This window comes from Micromonospora sp. CNZ295, from assembly GCF_004217535.1.
The window spans coordinates 5,943,320-5,960,376 of record NZ_SHKZ01000001.1 but is presented as its reverse complement, the minus strand read 5'-3'; the positions used below and the strand labels follow the sequence as shown (position 1 = coordinate 5,960,376).

Annotated in this window: 17 protein-coding genes; 8 read left to right on the top strand and 9 right to left on the bottom strand. The window is 72.7% G+C overall.

Features of this window, described 5'->3' with window-relative positions; translation table 11 throughout:
- Positions 1 to 25 precede the first annotated feature (25 nt).
- Both ctaC and EV376_RS27680 read left to right on the top strand, forming a co-directional pair.
- The gene (gene ctaC, locus EV376_RS27685) at positions 26 to 997 is read left to right on the top strand and encodes an aa3-type cytochrome oxidase subunit II (RefSeq protein ID WP_130328018.1); all 972 of its coding nucleotides are present in this window, start codon (positions 26 to 28) and stop codon (positions 995 to 997) included.
- A 10-nt stretch (positions 998 to 1,007) separates the two neighbouring features.
- Complete coding sequence (locus tag EV376_RS27680; protein WP_130328016.1) at positions 1,008 to 1,433, top strand: cytochrome c oxidase subunit 4; 426 nt, start codon at positions 1,008 to 1,010, stop codon at positions 1,431 to 1,433.
- A gap of 182 nt (positions 1,434 to 1,615) precedes the next feature.
- On the opposite strand, the gene EV376_RS27675 is transcribed toward EV376_RS27680, so the two are convergent.
- The 4 genes from EV376_RS27675 to EV376_RS27660 all read right to left on the bottom strand — a co-directional run bounded on the left by EV376_RS27675 (position 1,616) and on the right by EV376_RS27660 (position 4,566).
- Positions 1,616 to 1,825, bottom strand: a complete 210-nt coding sequence (locus EV376_RS27675) for a hypothetical protein (RefSeq protein ID WP_130328014.1) — start codon at positions 1,823 to 1,825, stop codon at positions 1,616 to 1,618.
- 165 nt (positions 1,826 to 1,990) lie between these two features.
- Positions 1,991 to 3,049: an anthranilate phosphoribosyltransferase gene (gene trpD, locus EV376_RS27670; RefSeq protein ID WP_130328012.1), complete on the bottom strand. Its 1,059-nt coding sequence runs from the start codon at positions 3,047 to 3,049 to the stop codon at positions 1,991 to 1,993.
- Between the two features lie 82 nt (positions 3,050 to 3,131).
- On the bottom strand, positions 3,132 to 3,527 hold the full coding sequence (locus EV376_RS27665) for a hypothetical protein (protein ID WP_130328010.1): 396 nt from the start codon (positions 3,525 to 3,527) through the stop codon (positions 3,132 to 3,134).
- Positions 3,528 to 3,621: 94 nt separating this feature from the next.
- On the bottom strand, positions 3,622 to 4,566 hold the full coding sequence (locus EV376_RS27660) for a cytochrome c oxidase assembly protein (RefSeq protein ID WP_130328008.1): 945 nt from the start codon (positions 4,564 to 4,566) through the stop codon (positions 3,622 to 3,624).
- 108 nt (positions 4,567 to 4,674) lie between these two features.
- Here EV376_RS27660 and ctaE point away from each other — a divergent pair, with 108 nt between their 5' ends.
- The 5 genes from ctaE (at position 4,675) to EV376_RS27635 (ending at position 9,771) form a co-directional block, all read left to right on the top strand.
- Entirely contained in the window at positions 4,675 to 5,274 is a 600-nt protein-coding gene (gene ctaE / locus EV376_RS27655) for an aa3-type cytochrome oxidase subunit III (RefSeq protein WP_130328006.1), read from the top strand.
- A 73-nt stretch (positions 5,275 to 5,347) separates the two neighbouring features.
- Positions 5,348 to 6,184, top strand: coding sequence for a cytochrome bc1 complex diheme cytochrome c subunit (gene qcrC / locus EV376_RS27650; protein ID WP_130328004.1), 837 nt, complete (start codon positions 5,348 to 5,350; stop codon positions 6,182 to 6,184).
- 67 nt (positions 6,185 to 6,251) lie between these two features.
- The gene (gene qcrA / locus EV376_RS27645) at positions 6,252 to 7,340 is read left to right on the top strand and encodes a cytochrome bc1 complex Rieske iron-sulfur subunit (protein WP_130328002.1); all 1,089 of its coding nucleotides are present in this window, start codon (positions 6,252 to 6,254) and stop codon (positions 7,338 to 7,340) included.
- Positions 7,337 to 8,959 carry a cytochrome bc1 complex cytochrome b subunit gene (qcrB, locus tag EV376_RS27640; protein ID WP_130328000.1) on the top strand — a complete coding sequence of 541 codons (1,623 nt, stop codon included), beginning with the start codon at positions 7,337 to 7,339 and terminating at the stop codon, positions 8,957 to 8,959. The genes qcrA and qcrB overlap by 4 nt, the downstream gene beginning before the upstream one ends.
- A 134-nt stretch (positions 8,960 to 9,093) precedes the next feature.
- Positions 9,094 to 9,771, top strand: coding sequence for a DUF4142 domain-containing protein (locus EV376_RS27635; protein WP_130327998.1), 678 nt, complete (start codon positions 9,094 to 9,096; stop codon positions 9,769 to 9,771).
- An 80-nt stretch (positions 9,772 to 9,851) separates the two neighbouring features.
- Here the strand turns inward: EV376_RS27635 and EV376_RS27630 are convergent, their stop codons facing one another.
- From EV376_RS27630 to EV376_RS27610, 5 genes are all read right to left on the bottom strand, one after another.
- Positions 9,852 to 10,139 (bottom strand): Lrp/AsnC ligand binding domain-containing protein, encoded by a 288-nt coding sequence (locus EV376_RS27630; RefSeq protein ID WP_130327996.1) that lies wholly within the window; start codon positions 10,137 to 10,139, stop codon positions 9,852 to 9,854.
- Positions 10,136 to 11,032, bottom strand: coding sequence for a sugar phosphate nucleotidyltransferase (locus EV376_RS27625; RefSeq protein ID WP_130328900.1), 897 nt, complete (start codon positions 11,030 to 11,032; stop codon positions 10,136 to 10,138). The genes EV376_RS27630 and EV376_RS27625 overlap by 4 nt, the downstream gene beginning before the upstream one ends.
- A 65-nt stretch (positions 11,033 to 11,097) precedes the next feature.
- Complete coding sequence (locus EV376_RS27620) at positions 11,098 to 11,640, bottom strand: NUDIX domain-containing protein (RefSeq protein ID WP_130327994.1); 543 nt, start codon at positions 11,638 to 11,640, stop codon at positions 11,098 to 11,100.
- Positions 11,641 to 11,692: 52 nt separating this feature from the next.
- Complete coding sequence (locus tag EV376_RS27615; RefSeq protein WP_130328899.1) at positions 11,693 to 13,480, bottom strand: RelA/SpoT family protein; 1,788 nt, start codon at positions 13,478 to 13,480, stop codon at positions 11,693 to 11,695.
- Between the two features lie 128 nt (positions 13,481 to 13,608).
- On the bottom strand, positions 13,609 to 15,366 hold the full coding sequence (locus tag EV376_RS27610) for a DEDD exonuclease domain-containing protein (protein ID WP_130327992.1): 1,758 nt from the start codon (positions 15,364 to 15,366) through the stop codon (positions 13,609 to 13,611).
- A 129-nt stretch (positions 15,367 to 15,495) separates the two neighbouring features.
- On the opposite strand from EV376_RS27610, the gene EV376_RS27605 reads away from it, so the two are divergent.
- Complete coding sequence (locus EV376_RS27605; protein WP_130327990.1) at positions 15,496 to 17,049, top strand: NYN domain-containing protein; 1,554 nt, start codon at positions 15,496 to 15,498, stop codon at positions 17,047 to 17,049.
- Positions 17,050 to 17,057 lie beyond the last annotated feature (8 nt).

Below are 17,057 nucleotides of genomic sequence, written 5' to 3'. Positions count from 1 at the left end.
CGGCGCGCTAGGGAGGCAGGACCAGGTGGTCGCAAGGAGTTCGGAGGTACGGCCGACGGCCGTGCGGCGCAGCGCTTCCCCGGGAGCCGGTGGGCGCCGGGGTCGGGGCGCCGGTCGGGTCGCCGGGCTCGGTTTCGGCGGAGCGGCGCTGCTGCTCCTGCTCACGGGCTGCGACGTCGGCGCCGCGTTCGGCGGGTTCGGTTGGCCGCAGGGTGGCATCACGCCCGAGGCGCACCGGATGTACGACCTGTGGATCGCGTCGTGCATCGCCGCGCTCGCGGTCGGCGTGTTCGTCTGGGGGCTCATCTTCTGGTGCGTGGTGCGCTACCGGAAGCGGGGCAACGAGCTGCCGGTGCAGACCCGCTACAACCTGCCGATGGAGTTCCTCTACACCATCGCGCCGATCCTGATCGTCTCCGTGCTCTTCTACTACACGGCGGTCGTGCAGACGGACGTGGTGAAGACGACGAAGAACCCCGACGTGACCGTCGAGGTCGTCGCCTTCAAGTGGAACTGGCAGTTCAACTACCGCGACGGGCAGGGCCCGGAGGCCAACACGGTCGCCTCGGTGCTCGGCACCAGCGAGGTCATCCCGGTCCTCGTGCTGCCGACCGACCGGTCCATCCGCTTCGAGGAGACCAGCCGCGACGTCGTGCACTCCTTCTGGGTGCCGGAGATGCTGTTCAAGCGGGACGTCTTCCCGGGCAAGGTCCGCAACGTCTTCGAGGTCTCCAAGTTCGAGTCCGAGGGCGCGTACGTGGGCCGCTGCGCCGAGCTGTGCGGCAGCTACCACGCCTTCATGAACTTCGAGTTGCGGGTCGTCACGCCGGAGAAGTACGACCGGTTCCTCGCCGCCAAGCGTGAGGGCCGGTCGACCCAGGAGGCGCTGACCGCCATCGGCGAGAAGCCGTTCGCGACGACCACCCGCCCGTTCGAGACGCGGCGCACCCAGGCGAACTTCAACCAGGACAACGCGTCCGCCGGCGCGGGCAACTGAGGGGGCACCGATGAAGACCGAGTGGCGCATCTTCCTCGCCATCGCCGGGTTCCTGCTCTTCGCCACGGTCCTCTACGCCTCGTGGACCTACGCCGACGGCGGCAACGTCGAGTGGGTCGGCACCGTGGCCCTGCTGCTGAGCTTCCTGCTCTGCGCGATGTGCGGTGGCTTCTTCTGGTTCGTGTCCCGGCGCATCGACCTGCGGCCGGAGGACCGGCCGGACGCCGAGATCGCCGACGGCGCGGGCGAGGTCGGCTTCTTCAGCCCGGGCAGCTACTGGCCGATCGGCATCGCGCTGTCCGCCACCATCGCGGGCCTCGGCCTGGCGTTCTGGCAGTACTGGCTGATGGGCGTCGGCGCGGTGGCGGTCATCCTCACCGCCTGCGGCCTGCTGTTCGAGTACTACAGCGGCACCCGGCGCACCGCCGAGCACTGAACCGGCACCCGTAACCGACGCCGAAGCCCGCCTCCCCGACCGGGAGGCGGGCTTCGGCGTTCCGGGCCCGGGCCGCGTTGGGGCGGCTCCGGGCCCGGCGTTCCGGGTCGTCCAGCCGTGCGCGGACCGCCCGACATCCGCGAGGTCGAGGGGACCAGGGGAGCCGGTGCGCTGAGGTGCCGTCAGGCGGCGTGGCGGTGCAGGGTGGCCGGCTGGCGTCGGCGGGCGGCCAGGCGTGGGGCGCGGAAGGCGAAGGTGGCGATGAGCACGGCCGCGCCACAGCCGGTGCAGATCAGCTCGGGGCAGTCGGCGCCGTGCCCGTCGGCACAGGGCGGGGCCTCGAACGGCCGCACGCCCTGGCAGACGTCGCAGTGCAGGTCGCGGGTCGACACGGGCGGCTCCTCTCGGTGCGGCTCCGTCGGACGCCGACGGGGCGGAGAACTACTCGCATGTAGTTTTCCACGCCCGTCCGACACTCTCCCGCACGCCACCCGCGCTGCCGCGCCCGGACGCTCGACCGGGCCGAGCCCGGCCCGCCGCGGGTGCCTGCGGCCCGGTCAGCCGACCGGGCGGGCGGCGCGGGCGACCTCGATCCAGCGGTCCAGGATGCGGGCGGCGGCGCCGGAGTCGATCGACTCGGCGGCCCGGTCCAGGCCGGCGCGCAGCGCACCGGTCAGATCCCCGTCCAGCGGCCCCTGGGTGGCCAGCGCGGCGGCCGCGTTGACCAGGACGGCGTCCCGCACCGGCCCCTTCTCACCGGCCAGCAGGCGGCGTACCACGTCGGCGTTGTACGCCGCGTCGCCGCCGCGCAGGTCGGCGAGGGTGGCCCGGGGCACGCCGAGGTCGGCCGCGTCCAGCACCGCCTCCCGGACCGTACCGCCCTGCGCCACCCAGACCCGGGTCGGCGCGGCCGTGGTGAACTCGTCCAGCCCGTCCTCGCCGCGGACGACGAGCACCGAGTCGCCGCGGGCGGCGAAGACGGCGGCCATCACCGGCGCCATCCGGGCGTCGAAGCAGCCGACGGCGCCGGCCCGGGGCCGGGCCGGGTTGGTGAGCGGGCCGAGGAAGTTGAACGCGGTCGGCACGCCCATCTCGCGGCGGACCGGCCCCGCGTGCCGCATGCCCGGATGGAACCGGGCGGCGAAGCAGAAGCCGATGCCGGCCTCGGCGACGCAGGTGGCCACCCCCTCCGGGCCCAGGTCGAGCGGGAGCCCGAGGAACTCCAGGACGTCCGCCGTGCCGCAGGAGGAAGAGGCGGCGCGGTTGCCGTGCTTGACGACGCGCACGCCGGCGCCGGCGACCACCAGCGAGGCCATGGTGGAGATGTTCACGGTGTGCGCGAGGTCACCGCCGGTGCCCACCACGTCCACCGCGGTCGCCCGCAGCTCCTCGGGCAGCTGGACCGGGACGGCGTGCCGCAGCATCGCCTCCACCAGGCCGGACACCTCGGCCGGCGTCTCGCCCTTGGCCCGCAGGGCGACGACGAAGGCGGCGATCTGCGCCGGGGCCGCCGAGCCGGACATGATCTCGCCCATGGCCCAGGAGGTGTCGGCGGTGGAGAGTTCCGCGCCGCGCAGCAGCGTGGCGAGCAGGTGCGGCCAGGTCCGATCGCCCATGGTGGGCCTCCCGAGCGGGTCCAGTGGATGGGGGAACCGGCGCCGGTGGATCCGGCGCCGAGGCGGTGCCGGAGCGGGGACCTCAGGCGGGGGCGTGCGCCCGCAGCAGCTCGGCCACCGTCGTGCCGGTGGTCACCGGGTCGAGCGGGTGCTCCAGGGTGGCGTCGACCTCGGCGTACGCGGCGAGCCATCGGTCGGCGGCGCGGGCGATCACCACGCAGGTCGGCGGCGGGTCCGCGAAGTCGTCCTTGATCTGGCGGGCGATGCCGATGCCGCCCCCCGGGTTGGCCTCACCGTCGAGGAGCAGGAGGTCGATCTCGTAGTCGTCGACCAGCCGGACGCACTCGTCGTAGGCCGACGCCTCGACGAACTCGATCTGCAGGCCGGGCGCGGGCCGGGTGCCGACGGCGAGCCGCATCCGGTCGCGGACCTCCGGGTCGTCACTGTAGAGCAGGACGGTGCACAGACGATCGCTCATCGCTTTACTGGCTCCCACCTCGTAGCTGCCCGCCGATCGTACCGGTCGGTGTGAGAAAGGCTACGCGGGGCGGTGGGCGTACCGCCGGGGTGGCTCAGCCCGCCGTCTCCGCGGCGCGCTGGCGGGCCTCCTGGCGGTCCAGCTCGCGGTCGATCCGGCGGGCCTCCCGCTCGGACTGCCGCATCCACTGCACGACCAGCACGGCCAGCATGGTCACGCTGACGAACTCACCGCCCGCCCACAGGATGCCGCCGGCGACCACCTGGTCCTGCCACGGGTCGGCCCAGGTGAGGTTCAGCGAGGGGTACCAGTCGCCGCCGAAGAGGGTGCTCGACTGCATGATGGTCAGCCCGAGCACGGTGTGGAACGGCACGGAGAGCAGCATCAGCAGGGCCCGACCCGGGTACGGCCAGCGGCCGGGCAGCGGGTCGAGGCCGAGCAGCGGCCAGAAGAACACGCAGCCGGTCAGGATGAAGTGGGCGTGCACCAGCTCGTGCGCCCACACGTGCTCGAGGGTGTAGCGGTACAGGTCGGTGAAGTAGAGCGCGAACGGGTTGACCACGAAGATCGCGAAGGCGACCAGCGGGTAGCTGTAGAGCCGGGCGATCCGGCTGTGCACGATCGCCAGCAGCCGCTTGCGCGGGCGCGGCGGCAGCGTGCGCAGGGCCAGCGTCACCGGCGCGCCGAGCGCCAGGAAGATCGGCGAGACCATGGACAGCACCATGTGCTGGACCATGTGCACCGACAGCAGCGTGGTGTCGTACGCGCCCAGCCCGGTGACCGTCACGGCCGCGATGCCGCCGAGGCCCGGGCCGAGGAAGAAGACCGTCCGGGCGACCGGCCAGCGGTCGCCGCGGGCCCGGAGCCGGTGCACCCCGTAGAGGTAGAGCCCGGCGGCGAGCACCAGGCCGACGGCGAGCCAGTTGTCCAGCCGGGTCTCGGTGAACACCGAGGTGATGGTGAACGGTGGCTGGGTGGCCGCGGTCACCGTCGGTGCGGCGACCGAGGTCGCGGTGAAGATCGGATCGACGTGCAGCACGCTTTTCAGCCTAGGTCAGGCGAACCGGACCTCCCCGATCGGGCTGCCCTGGGCGCCGGTTTGGCACCCCGGTGATCGCCGGCCCCGGTCAAGGGCAATAATGAGCCCGTGACTGCGGCCCCAGCGATTGACAAGAGCCGGATCCACTCCCTGACCCGACCCAACATGGTCAGCGTCGGGACGATCGTGTGGCTCTCCAGTGAACTCATGTTCTTCGCGGCGCTGTTCGCGATGTACTTCTCCATCCGCGCGGCGGCGCCGGAGCAGTGGGCGGAGCACACCCCGGTCCTGAACATCCCGTACGCGACGGTGTTCACGACGATTCTGGTGCTCTCCTCGGTGACCTGCCAGATCGGCGTGTTCGCCGCCGAGCGGGGTGACGTGCACGCGCTGCGGCGCTGGTTCACGATCACCTTCGTGATGGGCCTGATCTTCGTGCTCGGCCAGCTGAACGAGTACCGGGAGCTGGTGCACGAGGGCATCAAGATCAACGGTGACGGCTACGGGTCGATGTTCTACCTGACCACCGGCTTCCACGGCCTGCACGTGACCGGCGGTCTGATCGCCTTCGTCATCTTCATGATCCGCACCACCATGGGGCGGTTCACGCCGGCCCAGGCGACCTCGGCGATCGTGGTGTCGTACTACTGGCACTTCGTGGACGTGGTGTGGATCGCGCTGTACGCCATGATCTACTGGCTCCAGTGATCTTGGCGCGTCACGAACCGCGCCGCTGCTCCGTCTCCCTCAGGCAAGGTCCAACCGGTTAAGGACACAGGTCATGACTTCTGACAACGACCGCCGACGCGGTCTGCTCGCGCGGCTGCGCGAGCGGCCCGCAGCGCGCAGCAGGGGCCGTCGCCGGCTGGGTGCCGCGGTCCGCCTGCTGGCCGCGCTCATGCTGGCCGGCGGCGCCTACACCGTCTTCGCCCCCGGCGTGCAGGCGCAGGACGACCCGCCGCTGTCCGGCGCCGCCGCGGAGGGCAAGGCGCTGTTCGACGTGAGCTGTGTGACCTGCCACGGTCGCAACGCGCAGGGTGTCGAGGGGCGCGGTCCGAGCCTGATCGGCGTCGGCGCCGCCTCCGTCGAGTTCCAGGTGAGCACCGGCCGCATGCCGATGGCCCGTCAGGAGGCCCAGGCGCAGCGCAAGCCGGAGCTCTTCACCGAGGAGGAGACCCGCCAGCTCGCCCAGTACATCCAGGAGCTCGGTGGCGGCCCGGAGGTGCCGGCGGGCGAGGACCTGCACGAGGGCGGGAACATCGCCGCCGGTGGTGAGCTGTTCCGGATCAACTGCTCGCAGTGCCACGCCTTCGGTGGCGGCGGCGGTGCCCTCTCCTCGGGCAAGTACGCGCCGAGCCTGCGCCCGGCGACCGACCGCCAGATCTACGCGGCCATGCTGAGCGGCCCGCAGAACATGCCGGTCTTCGGCGACAACCAGATCACGCCGGAGCAGAAGGCGGACCTCATCGCCTACATCCAGGAGACGCTCAACAACAGCGGGGACCCGGGCGGCTTCAACCTCGGCCGCTACGGTCCCTCGACCGAGGGCCTGGCGATCTTCCTGGTGGGCATCGTCGCGCTGGTCTTCACCAGCCTGTGGATTGCGGGCAAGTCGTGACCGGGCGAATGGTGAGTGACAGTGCGCTGGTGTCGTGTGCCGACGCCGACCGTAGCGAGGTGACCGCATGACCACCCACACCGAGCACCAGGCCCAGCAGGGCCGGGAGCCGCTCGACGTGAACGACCCGCGGCTGAGCCGCTTCGACATCGTCCGCGAGGGCGCGCGCCGGGACGACATCGAGATCGTCCACTACGAGCCGCAGTTCGTCCCGGGCAGCAAGGCCGAGCGGCGGATGACCCGTACGGTGGCGTCGTTCTTCCTGCTCACCGGCCTCGCCGCCACCGCCTTCCTGGCGATCTACATCTGGTGGCCGTGGGAGTACGCTCCCGGCCGCGGTGGCGACAAGCTGTACACGCCGCTGCTCGGCGTCACCCTGGGCATCGCCCTGCTCGGCATCGGCTTCGGCATCCTCACCTGGGGCAAGAAGCTGCTGCCGAAGGAGGTCTCGATCCAGGACCGGCACGAGGGCGCGGTCAGCGAGGACGAGCGCACCGTCACCGGTCAGACCATGCTCTACATGGCCGACGAGCTGGGCGTGAAGCGCCGTCCGCTGCTCGGCATCTCGCTGCTGGCCGGTCTCGCGCCGGTCGGCGCGGTGGCCGCGGCGCCGCTGGTGGGTGGCCTGATCTCCGATCCCCACAAGGACAACCAGATGTTCCGGACCGGCTTCGCGCCGGCCGAGGACGGCACCAAGATCCGCCTGGTCCGCGAGGACGGGCGGCCGATCCGGCCGGCCGACGTCAGCGCCGGCGGCCAGATCACCGTGTTCCCCGGCATCGACCACGGGGTGAGCAACCGGCACGCCGACTCGCCGACGCTGCTGATCCACCTGCGTGACGAGGACGCGCAGATGTCGCGCCGCAACAACGAGCGGCAGGGCCACGGCGACTACATGTGGGGCAACTACGCGGCCTACTCGAAGATCTGCACGCACGCCGGCTGCCCCGCCAGCCTGTACGAGCAGCAGACCAACCGGCTGCTCTGCCCGTGCCACCAGTCGCAGTTCCTCATCACCGACAACGCGAAGCCCATCTTCGGCCCGGCCAGCCGGCGGCTGCCCCAGCTGCCGATCGAGGTCGACGCCGAGGGCTACTTCGTCGCCAAGTCCGACTACACCGAGACCGTCGGGCCCGACTTCTGGGAGCGGCCGTGAAGCGGCGTAAGTTTGACAGGGCAGCCGTCCCGGGCAACATCGCCCGGGGGGTGGACGACCGTTTCCAGGTGGCCACCCCGCTGCGCCGGCTGCTGAACAAGGTCTTCCCGGACCACTGGTCCTTCCTGCTCGGCGAGATCGCGCTCTTCGCGTTCATCGTCCTGCTGCTGACCGGTGTCTTCCTCACCTTCTTCTTCGAGCCGGCGATGACCGAGGTGGTCTACGACGGCAGCTACGCCCCGCTGCGGGGCACGCCGATGTCGGCCGCGTACGCCTCCACCCTGGACATCTCCTTCGATGTCCGCGGTGGTCTGATCATGCGGCAGATGCACCACTGGTCGGCCCTGCTGTTCATGGCCGCCATCGTGGTGCACATGCTGCGCGTCTTCTTCACCGGCGCGTTCCGCAAGCCGCGCGAGACCAACTGGATCATCGGCTCGCTGCTGTTCTGGGTGGGCTTCCTGGCCGGCTTCACCGGCTACTCGCTGCCGGATGACGGCCTCTCCGGCACCGGCCTGCGGATCGCCTCGGCGATCATGCTGTCGATCCCGGTGATCGGCTCCTGGGTCACCGCGGCGGTGTTCGACGGGGAGTTCCCCGGCACGATCATCATGAGTCGCTTCTACATCGCCCACGTGCTGCTCGTCCCGGCTCTGCTGGTGGCCCTGATCAGCGTCCACCTGGGCCTGGTCTTCAAGCAGAAGCACACCCAGTGGCCCGGCCCCGGCCGGACCAACGGCAACGTGGTCGGCGAGCGGATGTTCCCGCGGTACGCGCTGAAGCAGGGCGGCTTCTTCATGGTCGTCTTCGGCGTGATCGCGCTGATGGCCGGTCTGTTCCAGATCAACCCGGTCTGGCTGTTCGGCCCGTACGAGGCGTGGGTGGTCTCGGCCGCCAGCCAGCCGGACTGGTACGTCATGTTCCTCGACGGCTCCACCCGGCTGATGCCCGCCTGGGAGATCAACATTCCGATCGGCGACGGGTACGTGATCCCACCGCTGTTCTGGCCCACGGTCGTCCTGCCCGGCATCCTGGTCGCGTTGTCGACGCTCTACCCGTTCCTCGAGGCCCGGCGCCTCAAGGACTACCGGAGCCACAACCTGCTCCAGCGGCCCCGGGACGTCCCGGCCCGCACCGGCCTGGGCGCCATGGCGATCGCCTTCTTCCTGGTGCTGACCTTCTCCGGGGCGAACGACGTCATCGCCGAGAAGTTCCACATCAGCCTCAACGCGATGACCTGGATCGGCCGGATCGGTCTGCTGATCCTTCCGCCGATCGCGTACTACGTCACCTACCGGATCTGCCTGGGCCTCCAGCAGCACGACCGGGAGGTTCTCGCCCACGGCGTCGAGACCGGCATCATCCGGCGGCTGCCGGACGGCCGGTTCATCGAGGTCCACCAGCCGCTCAGCGCCGCCGACCACGACGGCCACGGCGAGCTGGAGTACGCCGGCTGGGTCGTCCCGAAGAAGATGAACCGGCTCGGCGCCCTCGGCCCGGCGATCCGGGGCTTCTTCTACCCGATCGAGAAGCCGGCCGAGGCGCCGGTCTCGCCGGGGCACCCGCCGGTCGAGGCCCGCGCCGAACGGGAGGAGATCGGCAGCGGCGAACGCCGCTGACCCCCTGCACCCTCGCGTGGCGCCCGCCGGAGCATCCGGCGGGCGCCACGGGCGCTTCCGGGACGGGTGACGACGGAGGAATAACCCCGGCCAGCCGGGTATCCGTGCGGTCCAACGTCTCAAGGGGGGGAAGCATGTTGGGAATCAAACGTCTGGGCCTGCTGGCCGCACTGGTGCTGGTGGGTATCGCACCCGCCGCGGCCGCCCAGGCCGCGGTGCAGCCGTCACAGCAGGACACCCAGTACCTGCAGGCGATCCACCAGGTGAACCTGTTCGAGATCACCACCGGTGAGCTGGCCCAGCAGAAGGGCCAGAACGAGCAGGTCAAGAACCTGGGTGAGATGTTCAAGACGGATCACACCCAGTTCGACCAGTCGGTCCAGGACACCGCCAGCCAGCTGAACGTCGACCTGCCGAGCGAGCCGACCGCGGACCAGCAGGACGTGATCGACCAGCTGAACAACGCCAGCGGCGAGGAGTTCGACCGGCTCTGGGTGACCAGCCAGCTGGCCGGCCACGTCCAGGCCATCCAGGCGACCCAGACGGAGATCTCGCAGGGCTCCGAGCAGACGGTGATCCAGCTGGCGCAGACCGCGCTGCCGGTGCTGCAGACGCACTACGACGAACTGGTCCAGCTCGCCGAGCAGCTGGGCATCCCGGTTCCGCAGGCCAGCGGCACCGGTACGCCGAGCCCGGGCGCGACCACGCCGGGTCCCGGCACCACCACCGAGACCCCGGCTCCGGGCGGCACCACCGAATCGCCGGCCCCGGGCGGTGGCACCACCGAGACGCCGGCTCCGGGCGTGAGCTGACGCCGGACGGGTGACACGACGGCCGGTCCACCTCGGGGTGGGCCGGCCGCGTGCGCGCCGAGGGTCGTCCGGCGGCGGTGTCAGTCGGCGTTGGCGAGGCCGATCGCGAAGGTCTCCTCCAGGTCGTGCTGGGAGTACGCGCGGAACGCGATGTGCGACTCCGTGTCGAGCACGCCCGGCACCTTCGAGATGCTTCCGGCGATGACCTGCGCGATCTGCTCGAACTCGCGGACCCGGACCATCGCGATCAGGTCGACGTGCCCGGCGACCGAGTAGACCTCGCTGACGCCGGGCAGGGCGGCCAGGGCCTCGGCCACCTCGGGGATGGAGTCGGTGGCGCAGTCGATCAGCACGATCGCGGTGATCACGGGGCATTTCTCCGTTCGTCGGCGTCGCCGCTCATGCTAGTCCCGTACGCCGGCCGGTCGACTCCGACGGTGAGATCGTCGCCGGCGCGGATCGCGTCCCGCAGGTGCTCGCCGGCGCGTACGGTGGCGCCCGGCCAGACCACGGCGCGGCTGAGATCGCCGCGCACCACCGCGCCGGCCCCGACGACCGCCTGCCGGCAGCGGCCGGTCACCGAGGCGGTCGGGTCGACCAGCGTGCCACCGCCCGCGGCGTGCAGGTTGGCGGCGAGGTAGTCGCCGGGCGTGCCGGTGTCGTAGAACGTGCCCGGGTACCGGACGACGGTCAGCGCGCCGGCCGCCTCGGCGGGCCGCCACACGGCCCGGACGAGGTCGCCGAACCGGACCGGCAGGTCGCGGACCCACCGCCACGGCAGCAGGGAGAACCCGGTGAAGGCGTGACCGTCGAACGTGCCGGGCGCGGCCGGGTCCGCGGCCGGCTGGCCGAGCAGGCGCACGGTCTCGCCGTCCCAGTCGCGCGGCAACGCGGCGATGTCCGGCCCGGGCGGACGGTCCGGGTCGTCGAGGTACGCGTCGGCGTTGCCCACCAGCACCCCCCGCCCGCCGATCCAGTCCCGCAGCTTCGCCACCCCACCGGCGGTGCCGAGCGGGCCGTCGGGCTCCACCGACAGGTGGGCCCGGTCGCCGACGTGGCTCACCACCTGCCCGGCCAGGTAGCTGGCGTTGACCGCCACCCGGTCGGGCCCGGCCAGGCCGAGGCCGGCGAGGCGAGCCAGCGCCCGATCCAGCAGCGGGACGTTCCCCACCGGGCAGAGCGCCTTGGGCACCCGGTCGGTCAGCGGGCGCAGCCGGGTGCCCTCGCCGGCGGCGAGGACCACCGCGCACAGGCCGTCCAGCGAGCGCGAGGAATGAGCCGGGCCGGCGAGTTTCGCAGTCGCGAGCGAAGACCCGCTCAGCTTCTTCACGGCCGGACGTCCGGCACCGGCGGCGGGAACCGGCCCGCCAGCGGCCCGATGTCGTAGTAACCCAGGAGGCGTGCCGTCGGCCAGGTCAGCCGCGGCAGATCGTCCAGCGGGTGCCAGGCGGCCTCGAAAACCTCCGCGCCGTCGACCTTCAGGGCCGTGGTCGAGGCCGGCACCTCGACGGTGAACACCACGTCCACCCACCCCTTGTCGTGGACGATCGCGTTCGGCACGGCCGGGCGAAGGTCGCGGGGGGACAACCGGATGCCGGTCTCCTCGTACAGTTCCCGGGCCGCGCCGACCACCGGTGCCTCCCGCCGCTGCAGCAGCCCCGCCGGCAGCGTCCAGCCGTTGCCGGGCGGCTGCCGCAGCAGGAGCAGCCGGCCGGCACCGTCGGCCTCGGCGTCCCGGACCAGGGTGACCGCGCCGACGATGTACTTCGGCACGGCCAGCCGGACCAGGCGTCGCCGCACCGGCAGCGGCAGCCGGTAGAAGACCTGGTACGCGACGGCACGTCCGGTGACGCGCGAACGGGGGATCATCCGTCCAGGCTAGTGCGGACGAGGAACGTTCGGACGGCCCGGGGCGGACCGGTCACTGCCGATGGTCGACCAGGTCGATGAGCTGCTGGACCACCGCGTCCGGCTCGATGACGCGGTCGAAGACCGCGACGAGCAACGTCTCCAGGTCGGGGTAGCCCAGCTCCTCGGAGAGCCGCAGCAGGGGCAGGTCGCTGGCGAGCCCCCGGTCGTGCTTGCGCAGGGCCAGCCCGATCGTGGCCCGGCCGAGCCGGACCTTGTCGGTGATGGAGATCCCGGGCTCGGTGTGGTCGGCGAACCACCGGTTGATCTGCATCTGCGCCTGCGGCGACTTGACGAAGCCCAGCCATTCCTTACGCGGGCCCCGGGGGGCGGTGTCGAGGCCGTTCGCCGGGTCGTCGGTCTCGGTGAAGATCTCCACCACGTCGCCGTCCTCCAGACAGGAGGAGAGCGGGGCGAGCCGGCCGTTGATCCGGGCGGCCAGGCAGTGGTCGCCCCGCTCGGTGCCCAGCTCGTACGCGAGGTCGACCGGCGTCGCGCCGGCGGGCAGCACCACCTGGCGCCCGTCGGCGAAGACCTGGATCTGCGCCTCGGCGAGATCGCTGCGCAGCGACTCCAGGAACTGGGCGGGGTCGGCGGTCTCCTGCTCCCAGTCCAGCACCCGGCGCAGCCAGTCCAGCTGCTCGGCGCGCATGGCGGCGCTGGCCCCGGCCCGGGGGAAGCGGTAGCTGGCGGCGATGCCGTACTCGGCGGAGCGGTGCATCTCCTCGGTGCGGATCAGCACCTCGACCGTGCGGTCCTTCGGGCCGCAGACGCTGGTGTGCAGGGACCGGTAGAGGTTGTTCTTCGGGGACGCGATGTAGTCCTTGAACCGGCCCGGCACCGGGCGCCACGTGCCGTGGATCGCCCCCAGCGCCGCGTAGCAGTCGGTGGCCGGACCGTCCACGACGACCGCGATGCGGGGCAGGTCGTACGGGGTGGCGTGGCCGCCGGCCACGGTGTCCTTCCAGATCGAGTAGAGGTGCCGCGGCCGGGGCGTCACCTCGGCGGTCACCCGGCTGTGGCGCAGGGCGGACTTCGCCCGGGCCACGACCTCCGCCAGGTACGCGTCCCAGCCCGGCCGGTCGTGCACGTGCCGGGCGATGCGGGCGTGCTCGTCCGGCTCGAGGTGCAGCAGCACGACGTCGTCCAGCTCGCGCTTGAGGGTCTGGATGCCCAGCCGGTCGCAGAGCGGGACGAGCACCTCCTGGGTCTTGCGGGCGATGCGCTCCCGGGACGCGGCCGAGCGGACGCCCAGGGTGCGCATGTTGTGCAGGCGGTCCGCCAGCTTGATGATGAGCACCCGGACGTCCTTGCCGGCCGCGATGATCATCTTGCGGATCGTCTCGGCCTCGGCGGCCTGGCCGTAGAACGCCTTGTCGAACTTCGTCACCCCGTCGACCAGGTGGGCGACCTCGCGCCCGAAGTCGTCGGCGAGCGCCTGGAGGGTGTAGCGCGTGTCCTCCACGGTGTCGTGCAGCAGCGCCGCGACCAGGGTGATGGTGTCCATGCCGAGGTCGGCGCAGATCTGGGCGACCGCCAGAGGGTGGGTGATGTAGGGCTCGCCGCTCTTGCGGAACTGGCCCCGGTGCATGGTTTCGGCGATCGTGTACGCCCGGCGCAGCACCGACGGATCGGCGCCGGAGTGGATCGACCGGTGCGCGCGGACCAGCGGACCGACCGGCTCGGTGTCGGTGGTGGGCCAGGCCAGCAGCGAACGCAGGCGGCGGGTCAGTGGCAGGTCACCCGGCTGGGTCGGAAGCGCGCCCCCGAGGGCGGCGCCGTGTCCGGCGTCGACGTCCACGAGGGACACCTCCTCACCCCGGCCCCGCGGCGGCCGGACCCGGCAACCGGGAGCAGGCCCACGAAACGGGCAGGACTGCACTTCCTTAACAGGGTAAGGGAGTCGACGTAGTCCGATCGGTCACTTGGTCATGAGCGTTCGGTCGAGAGTTGGTGGGACGCGGCGCTCTCGGCCTTCGTCAACAGGGCCCGGAAGCGGCCCGCACCGGCCACCGGGGACGCCCAGCCGGAGGACATCTCCACCAGCCGGGTCTCCGGACGCTCCAACCAGGACAGGATGCGTTCGGTCTCTCCTGCGGACGCCGCCGGGACCGGGCCGTGGCCGGGAACGACGGTCTCCGCGGTGGCCCGGATCGCGGCGATCGTCGGTCGCGGATGGACACCCGGCGGTGACACACCGGCACCGGCGAGCCGCCCGTGCCGCACCAGCGCCAGCTCCCAGCCGCCACCGGTGGCGGGCCGGGCGGCGGCCAGCTCGGTGATACCGGTCAGCGCGGCGAGCCGCTGCATGCGCGACGCCGCGCGCAGCACCGCGGCCAGCCGGGTGCGTACCACCGCGGCCTCCTCGTAGCGTCGCGCGTCGGCGAGCACCTCGATCCGGGCGAGCAGCGCGTCCACCACCGCCTGGGGGTCGCTGGTGGTGGCGGTGCGGAACGGCGTGACCGCGCGGTCCGCGTACTCTTCCGGGGTGATCCGGTGCTCGCAGGGCGCCGGGCAGCGGCCCAGCTCGGCCAGCGCGCAGGCCGGCGTGACCGTCCGCACCGAGAGCCGGTGCGTGCACTGCCGCAGCGGCACCGCGTCGTAGAAGCCCGCCGCGGCCAGCTCCGCGGCCCGGCGGGAGGTGAACGGCCCGAGATAGGCCTCGTCGCCCGGGGCGAGGCCGCGGACCACCGACAGCCGGGGGTACGGCTCGTCGGTCAGTTTCAGCCAGACGACCCGCTCCGGGAACTTGGACCGCCGGTTGTACGGCGGGGCGTGCGCGCCGATCAGCCGCAGCTCCCGCACCTCCGCCTCCAGCGAGTGCGCGCACTCGACGGCCTCCACCCGCTCGGCGGCGGCCAGCATCTCCGAGATGCGGGCCCGCTTCTCGGCGGCGGTGAAGTAGCTGCGGACCCGGGTGGCGATGTCGACCGAGGTGCCGACGTAGAGGGGGCGGTCGTCGGCGCCCCGGAAGATGTAGACCCCCGGCGCCTTGGGCAGCCCCTCGGCCAGGTGCCGCTTGCGGCGCTGCGTCGGCGTCACCGCCCGCGCGAACTCGATCGCCTCGCCGATCGTGTGCACCCGGTGGCCGCCCAGCCGGGCGATCAGCCCGTGCAGCACGTCGACGGTGGCCTTCGCGTCGTCGAGGGCGCGGTGGGTGGGCCGGGTGGCGGTGCGGAAGTATGCCGCGAGGGTGCCCAGCTTGCGGTTGGGCACCTCGTCCCGGGTCAGCACCCGCCGGGCCAGTGCCGCGGTGTCCAGCACCCGCGGACTCGGCCAGCGGTAGCCGTGCGCGGCGCAGGCCGCCTTGAGGAACCCGACGTCGTACGGGGCGTTGTGGGCGACCAGTACCGCGTCGGTGGAGAGGAACTCCAGGAAGCTCGGCAGGACCTGCTCGATCGGCGGGGCGGGCAGCAGCATCGCCTGGGTGATGCCGGTGAGCACGGTGATGAACGGTGGGATCGGCACGCCCGGGTTGACCAGGGTGGCGAGCACCCCCAGCTCCTCGCCGCCGCGAGCCTTGACCGCCCCGATCTCGGTGATGCCGCCGCCGTCCGGCGCGCCGCCGGTCGTCTCGAGGTCGACCACCACGAACGTGGTCGCGTGGAGCGGCAGCTCCGGGTCGACGCCGCCGACCGCCGGGTCGAGCCCGGCCAGCGACTCCTGGACGTACTCCTGTTGTGCCATCGGCGGCACGCTAGCCGTCCCGTCCGACACTCCAGCCCCACCCGACCCGTCCGTCCCGCTCGGCACCTAGGATGAGAGATCAGCTCACTCGCCGGGCGGTGGGCCCCGTCGCGGTGGGAGACTTGCCACATGCCCCTCGCCGAGCCGTACGACGACCACCTCCCCGCGGAGGAACCGGTCGCCGCTGCGCCGGACACGGGCGGCGAGGGTACGGGGGGCACCCTCGACGACCCGGTCGCGGCCGGCGCCGCCCTGCCCGCCGCCGATCCCGCGACGCCCGGCACCTCCGGGGTCGGCCCGTCCGGCGCCGCTGCCGGCCCGTCCGACGAGGCCGCGGCCGGTCCCGACGGGGAGTCCGCCGACGGCGGCGGGCCTGAGCCGGAGCCGGTCCTGCCCGAGCCGGTCCGTCAGCGGATCGTGGCGCTCGCCGCGGCCGTGCTGCCCGGGCTGCCCGCCGACGAGGTGCCGGTCCCGCTGCGGCGGGTGGCCAAGTTCGCTCCGAACCGCCGGGCGCGCCTGGGGGCGCCGGCGATCGCCGCCCAGCTGACCGGTGACCCGCTGTTCCGCCAGCGCGTCGCCGCTCGGGTGCTCGCCGACGCGGGCGACCTGGGCAGCGCGGTGGTCGAGGGCACCGCGCCCGCCGCCGCCGACCCGGTGGAGGTGGCGGCGCTGGCGTACCTGGCCCGACCGCGGGGCTGGCGGGACCTGATCGAGGCCAGCGGCGCGGCGGTCCGTGCCGAGGCGGACAGCGCGGTGGTGGCCGAACTGGTCCGCGAGGCCGAACAGCGGGCCACCCGCGCCGAGCACGACCGGGCGGTGGCCCGGGTCGAGGCGGAGAAGCTCCGCGACGAGCTGGCCCGCGTCCGCGAGGAACTGGGGCAGCTGCGCGAGGAGGCGCGGCAGCTCGCGCGTTCGCTGCGCGAGACACAGGCGCGGGAACGCAAGGCCACCGAGATGCTCGCCACCGAACGCGGCCGGGCCACCCGGGCGGCGGCCGACGCCGACGCGGAGCTGCGCCGGACCCGGACGCGGCTGGCCGAGGCCGAGGCCGCGGCCGGTGCGGCCCGGGCCAGCGCCAAGGAGGCCCGGTCGGTCGACGACGCCCGGCTGTGGCTGCTGCTGGAGACGATCGGCCAGGCCGCCGTGGGCCTGCGGCGCGAGCTGGCGCTGGACCCGGTGGACACGCTGCCCGCGGACTTCGTCGCCAACGCCTTCGCCGACCAGTCCGGCACCACCGCGGCCGGCGCCGCGGCCCGCGCCCGGGACACCGACGACCCCGCCCGGCTGGACCAGTTGCTCGCCCTGCCCCGGGCGCACCTCGTGGTGGACGGCTACAACGTCACCAAGCGCGGGTTCGGCGAGATGTCGCTGGAGCAGCAGCGCAAGCGGCTCATCACCGGGTTGGGCGGGATCGCCGCGCAGACCGGCGACGAGGTGACCGTCGTGTTCGACGGCGCCGAACGGATCCACGGCCTGCCGCCGGCTCCGCGCGGCGTGCGGGTGCTCTTCTCCCGCAAGGGGGAGACGGCCGACGAGCTGATCCGCCGCCTCGTGCGGGCCGAGCCGCCGGGCCGCCCGGTGGTGGTGGTCTCGTCGGACCGCGAGGTCGCCGACGGGGTACGCCGCCACGGCGCGTACCCGCTCGGCGCCGACTCGCTGCTGCGGCGCCTCGCCCGCTCCTGACCGCCCGC

What these genes read in the sequence shown, in the direction of transcription:
- EV376_RS27680 (WP_130328016.1), top strand. Translation starts at nt 1,008, where the DNA reads ATGAAGACCGAGTGGCGCATCTTCCTCGCCATCGCCGGGTTCCTGCTC.
- trpD (WP_130328012.1), bottom strand. Translation starts at nt 3,049, where the DNA reads ATGGGCGATCGGACCTGGCCGCACCTGCTCGCCACGCTGCTGCGCGGC.
- EV376_RS27665 (WP_130328010.1), bottom strand. Translation starts at nt 3,527, where the DNA reads ATGAGCGATCGTCTGTGCACCGTCCTGCTCTACAGTGACGACCCGGAG.
- qcrC (WP_130328004.1), top strand. Translation starts at nt 5,348, where the DNA reads ATGACTTCTGACAACGACCGCCGACGCGGTCTGCTCGCGCGGCTGCGC.
- qcrA (WP_130328002.1), top strand. Translation starts at nt 6,252, where the DNA reads ATGACCACCCACACCGAGCACCAGGCCCAGCAGGGCCGGGAGCCGCTC.
- EV376_RS27635 (WP_130327998.1), top strand. Translation starts at nt 9,094, where the DNA reads ATGTTGGGAATCAAACGTCTGGGCCTGCTGGCCGCACTGGTGCTGGTG.
- EV376_RS27620 (WP_130327994.1), bottom strand. Translation starts at nt 11,640, where the DNA reads ATGATCCCCCGTTCGCGCGTCACCGGACGTGCCGTCGCGTACCAGGTC.
- EV376_RS27610 (WP_130327992.1), bottom strand. Translation starts at nt 15,366, where the DNA reads ATGGCACAACAGGAGTACGTCCAGGAGTCGCTGGCCGGGCTCGACCCG.
- EV376_RS27605 (WP_130327990.1), top strand. Translation starts at nt 15,496, where the DNA reads ATGCCCCTCGCCGAGCCGTACGACGACCACCTCCCCGCGGAGGAACCG.